Genomic DNA, 13,500 nt, shown 5'->3' with positions numbered 1-13,500 from the left:
CTCCGGTTGCCGTGGCTGCTCAGGCCAGGGAGTCGACGAGCGTCGTCAGCAGGAGTCCGCCGTCGATCGCGAGTGTCTGGCCGGTGATCCACGACGCGTCGTCACTGGCCAGGAAGGCGATCGCCTCGGCCACGTCCTCAGGCTCCCCTGCCCTGCCCAGCGGATACGCGGCCGCGGCGGCCTCCTCGTTGCCTTCCCAGAACTGCGCCGCGAACTTCGTCCGCACCGTGCCGGGGGCGACTGCGTTGACCCGTATCCGTCGGGGCGCCTTCTCGAGGGCCAGCTGCTCCGTCAACCGGATCATCGCGGCCTTCGTGATGCCGTACGAGCCGAGGAGCGGACCGCCTCGATAGGCGCCGGCCGAGGACAGGTTGACGACGCTCCCGCCATGCTCACCCATCCAGGCCTGCTCGCAGCGGGTGAACCAGGCAAGAGCCGCCAACACGTTGGTGCGGAACATCTTGATCGCTACATCCTCGGGCAGGTCGCTGGTCGACCCGTAGTACGGGTTGATGCCCACCCCGTTGACCAGGACGTCGACGGATCCGAACTCCGCCATGACGCGCGCGACCGTGGCGTCCTGGTGCGCAGCCTCGGCCGCGTGGCCGGCGACGCCGATTGCTCGTTCACCCGCATCCAGCTGGGTGAGTGCATCGGCCAGCTGCTCGGTACTGCGTCCGGTGATGCACACGGTCGCCCCGCGATCCAGCAAGGACCGCGCCGTGGCCAGGCCGATACCGCGTGTCCCGCCCGTCACGATCGCGACCCGGTCCTTCATCGACGCCGGCATAGGACTGCCCCCTTCACGCGAGCGAGTCGACCGACGTCGTGAGCAACAGCCCGCCGTCGATGGCGAGGGTCTGTCCGGTGATCCACGACGAGTCGTTGCTCGCGAAGAAGGCGATGGCCTCGCCGACATCCTCGGGCTCCCCGGCACGCCCGATCGGGTACGCCGCTGCGACCGCCTCCTCGTTGCCCTCCCAGAACTTGGCGGCGAACTTCGTGCGCACCGTGGCGGGGGCGACGGCGTTGAACCGGATCCGGAGCGGAGCCTTCTCCAGCGCAAGCTGCTCGGTGAGCCGCACGAGCGCGGCCTTGGTGACGCAGTACGCGCCGAGCAGTGGGCCTCCGCGGTAGACGCCGGCCGCGGCGAGGTTGACCACGCTCCCGCCGTGCTCGGCCATCCATGCCTTCTCGCACAGCTTGAACCACTCCAGGGCGGCGAGCACGTTGGTGCGGTACATCTTGATCGCGACGTCCTCCGGCAGGTCCGAGAGCGACCCGTAGTACGGGTTGATGCCCACCCCGTTGACCAGGACGTCGATCGATCCGAACGTCGCCATCACCGTCGCGACCGTCTCCTCACGGTGCGCGGCCTCTGCCGCGTGCCCGGCAACCGCGATAGCGCGATTACCAGCGGCCAGATGCGCCAGCGCCTCGGCCAGCTGCTCCTCGTGCCGCCCGGTGATGCACACGTTGGCGCCACGATCGAGCATCGCTTTGGCGGCAGCGAGGCAGATCCCCCGGCTCCCTCCGGTCACGATGGCCGTCTGTCCCGTCATCGAAGCAGGCATGTCAGACCTTCCCCCAGCCGCCGGCGGCGAGCTCCACGAACTCGAGGACGGTGCCGTCCGGATCCTCGAAGAACACGATCTTGATGGCCGTGGCGCCGAGCGTGATGAGGACGGGCTCGCTGTAGAACTCGACGCCCCGCTCGGTCATGCGCGCGTACTCGGCCTCGATGTCGTCCACCTGCATGGCGAGGCGCGCGAAGCCGGTGCCCTTCACCGTCCGCTCGACGTCGTAGCCGCCCTCGGTCCACTCGAGCAGGTCGATGTACGGACCCTGGGGCATCTCGGGCCAGTAGAGCAGAACGCCTCGGCTACCCATATCACCGGACATCGCCAGCGCGCGCCGGGAAGCATCCTGATCCTCGTCCTTGGTGCGGGCCTCCCCCGGCAGCCGTCCGTCCGGCAGACGCGTGAGCGGTCCCGTCGGAGCGCCGTCCCCGGAGGAAGCGGTACGCCGGGTGAGCGGCACCATGCCGAGCGTCTCGGTGTAGAAGGCGTAGGACTTCTCGAAGTCCATGCACACCACGTTGATGTGGAAGAGCTTCATTCACGGATCCTTCCTCGGCCGGGTGGCGGAGCGTCGTGCCGAGCAGCTGGGCCGGCTCGATCAGAGAGCGGCGTGCGTGCCGAACGTCCGGCGGTGGTACGTGAGCGGCTGGAAGCCTTCGAGGGCCTCGGCCGCGACGACCTCTCCGAGGATCACGCGGTGGTCGCCCCCCGCGATGATCTCGCGCACGTCGAGGCAGACCCACGCGTGGACCGAGTCGAACCGGGGCGCGTCGGCGTCCAGGAACCAGTCGACGCCGTCGAACTTGTCATCGATCTTGCTCGCGAACCTGCTCGCGAGCGCCTGCTGGTCCGTGGCGAGGATGTTCACACCCAGTCGCGAGCCGAACGAGATCCGGCTGAGCAGCCGGGATGTGTTGTCGAGGGACAGCAGCAGCATGGGCGGTGCCATCGACAGCGACATGAAGGCACTCACCGTGGTGCCGTACGGGTGGGCGTCGTCGAGGATCGTGACCACGCATACCGGTGCGGCCACCTGTCCCATCGCGTCCCGGAAGCGGACAGTGACGCTGTCGCCGCCGGCATCGGTCTCGACGGGGGTCGCCGCCATCATGCCCCGTCCCCGTGCTTCTGAGTGAGCTTGCGAGCGCGGTCGTGACCGCGCGCGCTCATGAGCGATGCAGCTCCGTCGACGGCCACCACCTGCCCGGTGACCCAGTCGGACCGCAGCAGGTTGAGCACCGCTTCCGCGATGTCCTCCGGCGCGCCGATACGGCCGAGGGGCGTGGTGTCCGCGATCTGTTGCCTGTAGCCCTCAATGGCGAGAACGCCGCTCATCATCGGGGTCTCCACAGGTCCCGGTGCTACCGCGTTCACCCTGATCCCCTCGGGGCCGAGCTCGACCGCGGCGCATCGGGCCAGATGGTTCACGGCCGCCTTGCTCGTGGAGTACATCGAGTGCGCAGCATCGGCCACCGTTCCGTTGACGCTGCTGATGAGGATGCAGCTGCCTGGCAGGCCCGCCGCGATCATCTCGCGTGCGACGACGCGCAGAGCGAGCATGACGCCGCGGATGTTCACCGCGTACGTCAGATCCCAGTCGGAGAGATCCAGGTCGACGATGCGTCCGGTCCGCCCGACCCCGGCGGCGGCCACCAGGATCGACGGAACCCCGTAGCCAGCCACCGTCGCGGCGATCGCCGCCTCGACCGACTCCTCGCTGGAGACGTCGCAGCGGATGTCGGCCCCCGCGAGGTCCCACGTCACTGGTCGGGCACCCGCCGCCTCCAACAGGTCGCGGGTGGCCTTCCCGATGCCGGAAGCACCGCCCGTAACGACGGCGATCGCACCCTTGAGCTCCATGGACATCCTCCGCTATCAGGCTGACGCAGCGTCGATGGGCGCCCAGGCATAGCCGGTTCCGCCGCGAACGACGCGACCCCACTGGAAGTCCTGGAAGTGTGCGCCCGCGACGGGCATCCCGGTCTGCTCGAGCTGGACCAGGAGCGAGCTCTGCGACGCTGCGGACTCCTCCGGCGACATGTCCACGATGAAGTGGAAGTCGGGCTCGACCAGCTCGGCCTGGTGATGGGCGATGTCACCGATGAGCATGGCGGACTCGCCCTGAGCAGTGACTTTGATGGCTGTGGTGCCGGGCGTGTGACCGGGGTACTCGATGACGCTGATGCCGTGGGCGAGCTCCGCCGTGCCGTCCCAGCGCTCGAGCAGGTGCTCGATGGCACCTAGCTTGTCCCGCGTCAGCATGTCCTGGGGCCACTGGTCGAGGCCTGCTTCCGGCCCGAACATCATCGGGTTGTCCTCGAAGTCGGGCCCCGTGAAGTACTCCCAGTCCCGGGCGTGGCAGCGGTGCGTCGCATTGGGGAACACCGGGTCGCCGTTGACCGCGGCCCACCCGATGTGGTCGAAGTGCAGGTGGGTCAGGAAGACCTCGGTGACGTCCTCGGGCTTGACTCCGAGCGCTGCCAGCGAGTCCAGGAACTTGCCCGAGGTCCAGGTGGGCACCTGCGTGGGGCCGAAGCCGAGATCGACGAGAGCAATGTGGTCGTCGGTGCGGACGAGGTAGCCGCCGAGCTGGTTGACGACCTGCGTCCCGTCGCGCAGCAACGACTCGTACCCGGTCCAGCGATCGGGATCGATGCCGGGGTAGGGGATCGATCGGTCGAGCGCGAACTCGCCGTCGAGGACGGCGTCGATGCTGGCGTTGCCGATCTTCATGTGATGCCCTCTCGCCCGGAAGATGCCCGAGGCGGCCGCACGTCTGCGTGAGCCGCGCGACCGCCTCGCTGCCTTGATGAGGTACGACGACGTGGGACGTCGACGGCCGGGTGCTAGTCGAAGTCGTGCGCGCCCTCGCCCAGGAGGGGCATCACGCTGTCCGCGGCGACGACGTAGTTGTTGCGGTCCACGGCGATGTGCACGTCCATGGCGTGGACGTTGCGGAAGCAGCGGCCGACCACGCCCTCCGAGCGAAGACCGACCGTGCCCGACCAGTGGTAGGCGAAGTCGACGCACTTGAGAGCGGTGTCGTGGATGTGCCGGGCGACGTACTTGGCCCGGTCGACCAGCTCGCGCGGAGGCTGCGCGTCGTTGTTGGCGGTCCAGTCGTCGAGGCGCACGAGCAGGTCGTCCCACAGGAGGTGGGTGGCCTGCCAGTCCGCCCAGCGGGCGACCAGGTCGTGACGGAACAGCGGCTGGTCGCCGACCGTCGGGAAGGCCGCGTCCACGCGCTTGCGCGTGGGAGCCAGGGCGGCCACCTCCTGGAGCGCTCGCTTGGAGACGCCGAGCGCGGGCGCGCAGTGGCCCAATGGGCCGAGGATCTCAACTCCCAGCGCCCAGAACGAGGTACCGCGGTAGACGGTGGTCGGCCACGGGTTGACGTGGACGACCTTGTCCTCCTCGACGAAGATCGGTCCGATCTCGAAGTCGATGCTGGCCGTGCCCTCGAGGCCGGTGACGTTCCAGTTGCCCATGAGACGAACCTTGTCGCGAGGGATGATCACCGCGACCATCTCCGGGACGCCGTTGTCGGCCATGATCGGCTCGCCGTCCGCGCCGAACACGACGCCGCCGCCGACGAAGTGGTCGGCGAGGGCGGATCCGGAGGCGAACTGGTGCTTGCCCGTGAACATGTAGCCGCCCTCGACCCGCTCGGCGCGTCCGCGGGGCGCGGGCATGCCGGCGATCACGGGCGGGCGACCGCCTGCGTAGTAGCTCTGCACCCCGGCGTCCGGGAGCACGGAGCTGAAGGCCGCAGCGTGGCTGCTGGTGGCCATGAAGCTCCACCCGGCCGACCCGTCGGCGCGGGAGAGCTCCTCCAGCACAGCGGCCCACTCGGCGTACGAGCACTGCTCGCCACCGACAGCCTGGGCGACGCCGATGCTCAGCAGCCCGGAGCTGAGGATCGCCTGCACGACCGCGTCAGTGATCTGACCGGCCTCCGTGCCCGCCTCGGCCTCACGGTTGAGCACGTGTCCGATCTCGCGGGCAGTCTCGAGACGCTTGGTCTGCTGGTCCTCGCCGGCGTACGTCGTCACCACAGTCTCCTCGTTCGATGGGGCCGCAGTGCAGCGCACGGCGGCCGGGACAGCTTCGCGAGCCCGGACTCGACCTTGGCCCGGACGTTAGTGCGACGCGAATCACTCTGTCAAGCGCTTGGTAGAACAAGTGACCGAGGGCCCTGGGCGGCCGTGCGTCGAGGTTCTCAGACGTTGAGGAGCAGCGCGACGGCGTCGGCGACCAGCGCCGGCTTGCCCTCGCCCTCGATCTCCACGACGTGGCGCACGACGACCTGGCGGCCGGCGGGAAGCTCGGTGACCTCGAGCAACGTGCACGTGTCGCGCACGCGTCGCCCCACGAGCAGCGGGGCCGGGAAGCGCAGCTTGTTCACGCCGTAGTTGAGCTTCGGCCCGGGGGTCTCGAGCACGAAGACCTCGGCCTGCAGCGCCGGGATCAGCGAGAGGGTCAGGAAGCCGTGCGCGATGGTGCCTCCGAACGGGCCGGCCTCGCTCCGCGCGACATCGACGTGGATCCACTGGTGGTCGCCGGTGCACTCGGCGAATGCATCGACGCGCGCCTGGTCCACCAGGAGCCAGGAGCTGCTGCCGAGCACCTCGCCCACCGAGGCGGAGAGCTCGTCGAACGTACGGAACACGCGCATGGGGAACTCCTCGTGGAAAGGGGCGGCGCCGGGTCAGGTCTTCGGGCCTCCGGCGGCGTAGATGACCTGTCCGGAGACGAAGCCGGCACCCTCGCTGACGAGATAGGACACCAGGTGCGCGATGTCCTCGGGCTGGCCGACCCGACCTACGGGGATCTGCTCCGCACCGAGGCGCTTGGCCTCCTCGAAGTCCATCCCCATGCGCGCCGCGGTCGCGGCCGTCATCTCCGTCTCGATGAATCCGGGCGCGATCGCGTTCGCCGTCACGCCGTACCGGCCGAGCTCGATGGCGAGCGTCTTGGTGATGCCCTGGATCCCGGCCTTGGCCGCCGCGTAGTTGGCCTGGCCGCGGTTGCCGAGGGCCGACACGCTCGACAGGTTCACGATGCGACCGAAGCCCGCCGCGACCATGTGCTTCTGCGCGGCGCGGGACATGAGGAAGGTGCCCCGCAGGTGCACGGCCATCACGCTGTCCCAGTCGTCCACGGTCATCTTGAAGAGCAGGTTGTCCCGCGTGATGCCGGCGTTGTTGACCAGCACGGACGGCGCGCCGAGCTCGTCGGCCACCGTCGCGACGGCCGCCTCGACGCTCGCCTCGTCGGCGACGTCCGCGCCGACGGCGAGAGCCGTGCCACCGTCCGCGCGGATCGCCTCCAGCGTGGTCGTGCAGCTGCTCTCATCCAGATCGACCACGGCCACGGCGAGGCCGTCGGCCGCGAGCCGGCGCGAGATGGCCGCACCGATCCCTCGGGCACCCCCGGTCACGATCGCTGTGCGGGTCGCAGGGCTGGCAGCGGCGGTCACGTGCTCTCCTCGGTGAGGTCGACGGTCAGTGCAGGGATGAGTTCCTCGAGCTCGGCACGTGTCGACGCGGCGTCGACATGGTGGATGGCGCGCATGCCCACCCTGCGGGCACCGAGGACGTTGGGCTCGGCGTCGTCGACGAAGACAGTGACGTCGGCGCCGAGACCCATCCTGTCGAGCACCAGTGCGAAGGACTCGCGATCCGGCTTGCGCACGCCGTCGCGGCCGGAGATGACGGTCGTGCGGAAGAGCCGGTCGACGACGTCCCAGGGGTAGTCGTCGCTCCCCCAGCTGTTCGACAGAAGCGCCACCTCGACGCCGTTCGCCGACAGTCGCTCGACCAGGCCGATCATGGCCGGGTCGGGACGCACGTCGGCGAACAGGCCCTTCAGCAGCCCGTCGGGCTCCACGGGGCTACCGTCCAGACGGACCAGGCGCTCGGCGAGCAGGACGTTGAACTCGTCCACGCTGAGCGCGCCGGTCTCGAGCCTGTGCACCGGGGTCCCTGACGGCGCATCCCTCGACAGCCACTCCTTCAGCGTCCGGGAGAAGCTGGACGGCTCGATCGCCGCCCGCGCGAGCCAGGCACGGATGGAGTCGCCGACCGGTGTGGTGAGGACGCCGCCGTAGTCGAAGACCACGCCGCGCACTCCGACCGACGGCACCGATCGGCTCGCGCTCACCTCGCCGTCCTCCGGTTCCGCTCGTGGTTGCTGCCGGTCGACATCGCGGGTCAGGCCACCTCGAACAGGCCGGCAGCACCCATGCCGCCGCCGACGCACATCGAGATGACGACGTAGCGGGCGCCGCGGCGCTTCCCCTCCAGGAGCGCGTGCCCGACCAGCCGGGCGCCGGTCATGCCATAGGGGTGGCCGACGGCGATCCCGCCGCCGTTGGGGTTGAACAGCTCGGGGTCGATGCCCAGGAAGTCGCGGCAGTAGAGGGCCTGCGACGCGAACGCCTCGTTGAGCTCCCAGACCCCGATGTCCTCGATCTTCAGGCTGTGCTGCGCCAGGAGCTTGGGGATGGCCGTCACGGGCCCGATCCCCATCTCGTCGGGTGCGCAGCCCGTGACGGCGATGCCCCGGTAGAAGCCGAGCGGGGTGATGCCCCGGCTGGACGCCTCCTGCGCCTCCATGAGGACCACCGCCGCCGCCCCGTCCGAGAGCTGCGAGGCGTTGCCGGCCGTCACGGTCGACACCTGCGACGCCGCACCGTCGGGGAGCACCGGCCGCAGCGCCGACAGGGTCTCGACGGTGGTCTCGCCGCGGATGCCCTCGTCCTGCGACAGGGTCACCTCGACCGCGCTCGTCTCTCCGGTGGCCTTGTCGCGCACGAGCTTGGTCACGGTGATCGGCACGATCTCGTCGTCGAACACTCCGCGGGCCGCGGCGGCAGCCGCCCGCTGCTGTGACTGCGCGCTGAACTCGTCCTGCATCTCACGGGTGACGCCGTACCGCTCGGCCACGATCTCCGCGGTGTACAGCATCGGCATGTAGATGTCGGGTCGGTGCTCGTCCAGCCAGGGGTCCTGCATGCGGAACTTGTTCTGGTGCTCGTTCTGGACGAGGGAGACCGACTCGACACCGCCGCCGACGGCCACACGCACGCCGTCCACCACGATCTGCTTGGCCGCCGTCGCGATGGCCATGAGGCCCGACGAGCACTGCCGGTCCATCGTCATCCCCGACACGGTCACCGGCAGGCCCGCGCGGATGGCTCCCTGCCGCGCGACGTTGAGCCCCGTGGAACCCTCCGGAAGTGCGCAGCCGAGAACCACATCCTCGATCTCAGCCGGGTCGATGCCGGCTCGCGCCACCGCGTGCGCGATGGCATGCGCCGCCAGCGCCTGGCCCTGCGTGTCGTTGAAGGCACCGCGATACGCCTTGCCGATGGGCGTGCGGGCGGTGGAGATGACTGCTGCTTCGCGCATGGGTGAGGGCTCCAGGTGAGGTACGACGGTGACGCGCGGCGGCGCCGGCCACCGGATCAGGCGTGGGTGAGGGCCGGTTCGAAGTCGACGACGAGGCCGTGCGGGCCCCGCTGGGAGATGTTGGGGATGAACTCCAGCGCCTGATCCTCGACCAGCCGCATCCCGGGAGCCTTCTCGATCAGGTTCTCGAGCAGGATCTTCATCTCCATGCGGGCCATCGGCGCGCCGGCGCAGAAGTGGGTGCCCTTGCCGAACGTCAGGTGGTAACGGGCCTCGGGGCGGCGGATGTCGAAGCTGCCGGCGTCGTCGAAGCGGCGCGGGTCGTGGTTCGCCGAGTAGAGCAGCATCAGGACGACCGAGTCCTTGGGGATGACCGTCCCTGAGACGTCGACGTCGGCCGTCGCGCGCCGCCGCCACGCGATGACGGGCCCGTCGAATCGGAGGCACTCCTCGATCGTGTTGGGGATCAGCGTCGGGTCGGCGACCAGCGCCTCCCACTGCTCGCGGTGCGCGAGCAGCTGACGGACGCCGTTGGTCATCAGGTTGGTGGTGGTCTCGTGCGCCGCGATCGACAGCCCGAACAGGACGGCCGACACATCGCGCAGCGAGAACTCCTCGGGGTCGGCGAGGTGGTGCTTGATGATGTCGCTCGTGAGGTCGTCGCGGGGATCGTCGATCCGCGACTGGGCGAACTCGTTCGTGTAGCGCCAGAAGGCGGCCACGTTCTCAGCAACCTCGACCTGCTCGGCGCCCGTCGCGCGTCCGTATGTGAGCACGACCCGCCGGTCGCACCAGGACTTGAGCTGCTCGACGTCCTCCGGCGGGAACCCGAGGAGGGTGAAGCCGGTGATGGCCGGGAGCGGGAAGCAGAGCTCGGCGTAGATGTCGGCGCGGCCCTTGGCCACCATCTCGTCCACCTTGGTGGACGCCCAGGCGCGCACGCCCGGCTCGAGGGCGCGGATCCGCCGAGGGCTCATCGCGTCGGCCACCCAGCGCCGGACCATCGTGTGCCGCGGCGCGTCCGCGTTGGTGAGGTTGGGCCGGAACCACACCTCGCTCTCGTCGAGAACCCGCTGCGCCTCCTCGTTGATGGGGGTCACCGGCACATTGGTCGCCGCGTTCGAGAACAGCTCGTGGTCGGACAGCACCCGCTGCACGTCGTCGTAGCGCGTCACCACGTAGCAGCCGAGGTCGGAGGACCAGAAGACCGGCGACTCCTGGACGGCGGGGCAGGTCGCGTACGGGTCCTTCACGAACGACTGCTCGAGCATCTGGAAGTCGTGCCGGACTGGGCATTCGCCAGACATGTCGCTCCTCGTCGAGGCCGGGCCCCCACGCATGCGACGCGGCGGTCGACGTCAGGCCGCCCGGGCGGAGCGTCAGGGCGCCCTCGCCGGGATACCCCGGTCGCGAGCAAACTAGGCGGGCCCGCCATTGTCTGTCAAGCGCTTGGTTGGCTACACTGACCGCAGTGAACCACATCCTTGGGAGCCCTCGTGCGTGCCACCGTGAACCAGGAGTTCTGCGAGTCCGCCGGGGTCTGCCGTGGACTGGTCCCCGACGTCTTCGTGCTGGCGGGCGACGGCACGACCCAGGCAGTGGCGGCCGACGTCCCCCTCGAGCTCGAGGAGGACGTCACGCTCGCGATCGACTCCTGCCCACGGCTCGCCATCAGCCTGCTCTCCTGACCGCCGCTCCGAGCCACCGACTCATGCCCACGCCGTACACACTCGTCATCCTCGACTGCGACGGAGTCCTCGTGGACAGCGAGCGGCTGGCCGCCGAGGTCAGCGCCGAGATGTTCCGGGCCCTCGGCTGGGAGGTCGAGGCCGACGAGCTGCGCCGCCGGTTCTCCGGTTGCACCCCGACCCAGTGGCAGGCGGGTGTGCGGGACGAGCTAGGCGATCGGCTCGAGCAGGGGTGGGCGGAGGAGCTCCGTTCCCGCTGCGAGGCGGCATTCGACTCCCGCCTCCATGCAGTGGACGGCGTGAGCGAGGCGCTCGCACGAATCGGGGTCCCGATGTGCGTCGCAACCAACGGGGATCGCGCAACGACCCGTCGAAACCTCCGACGTGTGAACCTTCTCGAGCGGTTCGAGAACGCCGTGTTCGTCGCGAGCGATGTCGCACAGCCCAAGCCCGCGCCCGATCTGTTCCTCCACGCGGCGAGGTCGCTCGGCGCGCTGCCGAGCTCGTGCGCCGTGGTCGAAGACAGCATCACGGGTGTCCGCGCTGCACGGGCAGCTGCGATGGACTGCTTCGCCTACACCGGGGCCACCCAGGAGGACGACGCCCTCTCCAGCCTCGGTGCCATCGTGTTCCGGGACATGCGGGAGCTTCCCCTGCTCCTTGATCGCGGGGGAACATGACATCGCCCTCGGTCGCACCTCTGCTGGCGGTCCTCGACCTCGAGCAGTTGGACCCCGATCACTTCCGCAGCCGTGCAGTCAACGAATCCGACCACCGCATGTTCGGCGGGCTCGTCGTCGCGCAGGCTCTGATGGCCGCCGGCCGCACTGTGGGCCCAACCCGTCGGGTGCACTCGTTGCACGCGAACTTCCTGCACGGCGGCGACCCGGCTGTGCCGGTGGTCCTCCGGGTCGAGAACCTCCGGGAGAGCAGGGCGTTCAGCACCCGTCGCACGACCGTCATCCAGGGTGGGACAGCTCTCTGCACGATGACGTCGTCGTTCCAGGACCAGGAGGAGGGGCTCGAGCACCAGGCTCCGATGCCGATCGCCGCACCGCCGGAGTCCCTGCCGAACTGGCACAGCAGGCTCGCCTCACGAGCCCGGTACGGAACGCTCGCCCACGTCGAGTGGTCCGCGCTGGAGATGCGCTGCGACGACGATGCCGTGACCGAGGAGAACCCCTCCCTGCAGGTGTGGGTCAGGGCGGCGGCGCAGCTCCCCGACGACCCTCTGCTGCACGCGGCTGTCCTCGCCTACGTCAGCGACCTCAGCATGCTCGCGGCAGTGCCCCTCCCCGACGAGGACGCACAGCCCCACGGCTTCGTCATCGCGACACTGGACCACTCGATGTGGTTCCTCCACGACTTGCGCGTGGACGACTGGCTCCTGCACGACCAGGTGTCGCCGGGCGCCGCAGGCGGGCGGGGGATTGCCTGGGGTCGGGTCTACCGCCAGGACGGCAGGCTCGTCGCGACGACCGCCCAGGAAGGCCTCCTCCGAGCCCGGAGACCACCGCCACCGACCGGCTGAACAGCCGCCCGCGAGCTCGCCCAACCCCGAGTAGAGGCAGGACCCATGACGTTCGCCACCATCCCCGACGCGGTCGATGCACTGCGACGCGGACAGATGCTCGTCGTCGTCGACGACGAGGACCGTGAGAACGAGGGCGACATCGTCATCGCCGCGGAGCACGTCGCGCCGGAGCTGATGCGCTTCATCGTGCGGGAGGCCTCGGGGCTGGTGTGCACCGCCGTCACGTCAGAGCGGGCGGACGCGCTCGGCCTCCCGCTCATGGTCGAGAACAACAACGAGAGCGAGCGGACCGCCTTCACCGTCACGGTGGACGCGCGCGACCTCACCACCACAGGGATCTCGGCGGCGGACCGTGCCGCCACGGCGCGCGTGCTCGCGGCACCAGGCACGACGCCGGACGACCTCCTGAGGCCAGGGCACATGAACGTGCTGCGGGCCCGTCCGGGCGGCGTTCTGCAGCGCGCGGGCCACACCGAGGCGGCGGTCGACCTCGCACGGATGGCCGGCCTCGAGCCGGTCGGAGTCATCTGCGAGATCCTGAGCCGCGAGGGCACGGGCATGGCACGCAGGCCGGAGCTCGAGCAGTTCGCCTCCGAGCACGGGCTGCTGATGATCACCATCGCGGACCTGATCCGGCACCGGCGCTCGTCCGAGCAGCTCGTCCGCCACACCGCGCAGGGACGGATCCCGACGCCGTGGGGCGAGTTCACGTGCCACTCGTACGAGAGCAAGGTCGACGGCCTCACGCATCTGGCATTCGTGATGGGCGACCCCGCCGGTCAAGCGTCCCCGCTGGTCCGCGTGCACAGCGAGTGCCTCACCGGCGACATCTTCAGCTCCGAGCGCTGCGACTGCGGCCACCAGTTGCGCACGGCCATGCAGAAGGTCGCCGAGGAGGGTCACGGGGTCGTGGTCTACCTGCGCGGCCACGAGGGCCGCGGGATCGGCATCGCCGCCAAGCTGCACGCCTACGAGCTCCAGGACGCCGGCGCCGACACGATCGACGCGAATCTCGCGCTCGGCCTCCCGGTGGACTCGCGGGAGTACGGCGTAGGTGCGCAGATCCTGGTGGACCTCGGCCTCACGTCGATCCGGCTGCTGTCGAACAACCCGCTCAAGCGCGGCGGCCTCGAGGGCTATGGGCTCACCATCTCCGAGCAGGTGCCGATCTCGTCGGCCCCGGGGCCGGAGAACCTGCGCTACCTCAGGACCAAGCGCGACCGCATGGGGCACTCGATCCAGGGACTCGACCTCGACCTGCCCGGCAGCGCCAGGGTGTGACGCCG

16 protein-coding genes are annotated in these 13,500 nt (G+C 69.7%); 4 read left to right on the top strand and 12 right to left on the bottom strand.

From position 1 onward, the window contains the following. Positions 1-19: 19 nt before the first annotated feature. The 12 genes from ACFQGU_RS15460 to ACFQGU_RS15405 form a co-directional block, all read right to left on the bottom strand. Complete coding sequence (locus ACFQGU_RS15460; RefSeq protein WP_386768419.1) at positions 20-790, bottom strand: SDR family oxidoreductase; 771 nt, start codon at positions 788-790, stop codon at positions 20-22. 13 nt (positions 791-803) lie between these two features. Beyond that, positions 804-1,574, bottom strand: a complete 771-nt coding sequence (locus ACFQGU_RS15455) for an SDR family oxidoreductase (RefSeq protein ID WP_386768417.1) — start codon at positions 1,572-1,574, stop codon at positions 804-806. Position 1,575: 1 nt separating this feature from the next. Further along, positions 1,576-2,118, bottom strand: a complete 543-nt coding sequence (locus ACFQGU_RS15450; RefSeq protein ID WP_386768415.1) for a VOC family protein — start codon at positions 2,116-2,118, stop codon at positions 1,576-1,578. Positions 2,119-2,178: 60 nt separating this feature from the next. Continuing rightward, complete coding sequence (locus tag ACFQGU_RS15445; RefSeq protein ID WP_386768413.1) at positions 2,179-2,691, bottom strand: flavin reductase family protein; 513 nt, start codon at positions 2,689-2,691, stop codon at positions 2,179-2,181. Further along, positions 2,688-3,440, bottom strand: coding sequence for an SDR family NAD(P)-dependent oxidoreductase (locus ACFQGU_RS15440; RefSeq protein ID WP_386768411.1), 753 nt, complete (start codon positions 3,438-3,440; stop codon positions 2,688-2,690). The genes ACFQGU_RS15445 and ACFQGU_RS15440 overlap by 4 nt, the downstream gene beginning before the upstream one ends. 15 nt (positions 3,441-3,455) lie before the next feature. Continuing rightward, positions 3,456-4,313: an MBL fold metallo-hydrolase gene (locus ACFQGU_RS15435; RefSeq protein ID WP_386768409.1), complete on the bottom strand. Its 858-nt coding sequence runs from the start codon at positions 4,311-4,313 to the stop codon at positions 3,456-3,458. A gap of 113 nt (positions 4,314-4,426) precedes the next feature. After that, positions 4,427-5,632, bottom strand: coding sequence for an acyl-CoA dehydrogenase family protein (locus ACFQGU_RS15430; protein WP_386768407.1), 1,206 nt, complete (start codon positions 5,630-5,632; stop codon positions 4,427-4,429). Positions 5,633-5,799: 167 nt separating this feature from the next. Beyond that, positions 5,800-6,255, bottom strand: a complete 456-nt coding sequence (locus tag ACFQGU_RS15425) for a MaoC family dehydratase (RefSeq protein ID WP_386768405.1) — start codon at positions 6,253-6,255, stop codon at positions 5,800-5,802. Between the two features lie 33 nt (positions 6,256-6,288). Then, a complete protein-coding gene (gene fabG / locus ACFQGU_RS15420) occupies positions 6,289-7,059 on the bottom strand; it encodes a 3-oxoacyl-ACP reductase FabG (protein ID WP_386768403.1) in 771 nt (256 codons plus the stop codon). Beyond that, on the bottom strand, positions 7,056-7,742 hold the full coding sequence (locus ACFQGU_RS15415; protein WP_386768401.1) for an HAD family hydrolase: 687 nt from the start codon (positions 7,740-7,742) through the stop codon (positions 7,056-7,058). Before ACFQGU_RS15415 ends, fabG begins: the two co-directional genes overlap by 4 nt. A 50-nt stretch (positions 7,743-7,792) precedes the next feature. Further along, positions 7,793-8,992 (bottom strand): acetyl-CoA C-acyltransferase, encoded by a 1,200-nt coding sequence (locus tag ACFQGU_RS15410; RefSeq protein ID WP_386768399.1) that lies wholly within the window; start codon positions 8,990-8,992, stop codon positions 7,793-7,795. A 56-nt stretch (positions 8,993-9,048) separates the two neighbouring features. Further along, the gene (locus tag ACFQGU_RS15405; RefSeq protein WP_386768397.1) at positions 9,049-10,299 is read right to left on the bottom strand and encodes a cytochrome P450; all 1,251 of its coding nucleotides are present in this window, start codon (positions 10,297-10,299) and stop codon (positions 9,049-9,051) included. Positions 10,300-10,488: 189 nt separating this feature from the next. On the opposite strand from ACFQGU_RS15405, the gene ACFQGU_RS15400 reads away from it, so the two are divergent. The 4 genes from ACFQGU_RS15400 to ACFQGU_RS15385 are packed head-to-tail and all read left to right on the top strand — an operon-like array spanning position 10,489 to position 13,495. Continuing rightward, entirely contained in the window at positions 10,489-10,680 is a 192-nt protein-coding gene (locus ACFQGU_RS15400) for a ferredoxin (RefSeq protein WP_386768395.1), read from the top strand. 23 nt (positions 10,681-10,703) lie between these two features. Next, on the top strand, positions 10,704-11,360 hold the full coding sequence (locus ACFQGU_RS15395; RefSeq protein ID WP_386768393.1) for an HAD family hydrolase: 657 nt from the start codon (positions 10,704-10,706) through the stop codon (positions 11,358-11,360). Continuing rightward, positions 11,357-12,211 carry an acyl-CoA thioesterase gene (locus ACFQGU_RS15390; RefSeq protein WP_386768391.1) on the top strand — a complete coding sequence of 285 codons (855 nt, stop codon included), beginning with the start codon at positions 11,357-11,359 and terminating at the stop codon, positions 12,209-12,211. Before ACFQGU_RS15395 ends, ACFQGU_RS15390 begins: the two co-directional genes overlap by 4 nt. Before the next feature lie 45 nt (positions 12,212-12,256). Beyond that, a complete protein-coding gene (locus ACFQGU_RS15385) occupies positions 12,257-13,495 on the top strand; it encodes a bifunctional 3,4-dihydroxy-2-butanone-4-phosphate synthase/GTP cyclohydrolase II (RefSeq protein ID WP_386768389.1) in 1,239 nt (412 codons plus the stop codon). The last annotated feature ends 5 nt before the right edge of the window (positions 13,496-13,500 follow it).

Source organism: Longivirga aurantiaca (genome assembly GCF_042660085.1).
GTDB lineage: Bacteria > Actinomycetota > Actinomycetes > S36-B12 > CAIYMF01 > Longivirga > Longivirga aurantiaca.
The sequence above is the reverse complement of the archived record's forward strand: the minus strand, read 5'-3'. Positions and strand labels throughout refer to the sequence as shown.

Excerpts from the sequence above, each read along its gene's own strand:
- ACFQGU_RS15460 (WP_386768419.1), bottom strand. The coding sequence starts at position 790 with ATGCCGGCGTCGATGAAGGACCGGGTCGCGATCGTGACGGGCGGGACA.
- ACFQGU_RS15455 (WP_386768417.1), bottom strand. The coding sequence starts at position 1,574 with ATGCCTGCTTCGATGACGGGACAGACGGCCATCGTGACCGGAGGGAGC.
- ACFQGU_RS15450 (WP_386768415.1), bottom strand. The coding sequence starts at position 2,118 with ATGAAGCTCTTCCACATCAACGTGGTGTGCATGGACTTCGAGAAGTCC.
- ACFQGU_RS15445 (WP_386768413.1), bottom strand. The coding sequence starts at position 2,691 with ATGATGGCGGCGACCCCCGTCGAGACCGATGCCGGCGGCGACAGCGTC.
- ACFQGU_RS15440 (WP_386768411.1), bottom strand. The coding sequence starts at position 3,440 with ATGGAGCTCAAGGGTGCGATCGCCGTCGTTACGGGCGGTGCTTCCGGC.
- ACFQGU_RS15435 (WP_386768409.1), bottom strand. The coding sequence starts at position 4,313 with ATGAAGATCGGCAACGCCAGCATCGACGCCGTCCTCGACGGCGAGTTC.
- ACFQGU_RS15425 (WP_386768405.1), bottom strand. The coding sequence starts at position 6,255 with ATGCGCGTGTTCCGTACGTTCGACGAGCTCTCCGCCTCGGTGGGCGAG.
- ACFQGU_RS15410 (WP_386768399.1), bottom strand. The coding sequence starts at position 8,992 with ATGCGCGAAGCAGCAGTCATCTCCACCGCCCGCACGCCCATCGGCAAG.
- ACFQGU_RS15405 (WP_386768397.1), bottom strand. The coding sequence starts at position 10,299 with ATGTCTGGCGAATGCCCAGTCCGGCACGACTTCCAGATGCTCGAGCAG.
- ACFQGU_RS15395 (WP_386768393.1), top strand. The coding sequence starts at position 10,704 with ATGCCCACGCCGTACACACTCGTCATCCTCGACTGCGACGGAGTCCTC.
- ACFQGU_RS15390 (WP_386768391.1), top strand. The coding sequence starts at position 11,357 with ATGACATCGCCCTCGGTCGCACCTCTGCTGGCGGTCCTCGACCTCGAG.
- ACFQGU_RS15385 (WP_386768389.1), top strand. The coding sequence starts at position 12,257 with ATGACGTTCGCCACCATCCCCGACGCGGTCGATGCACTGCGACGCGGA.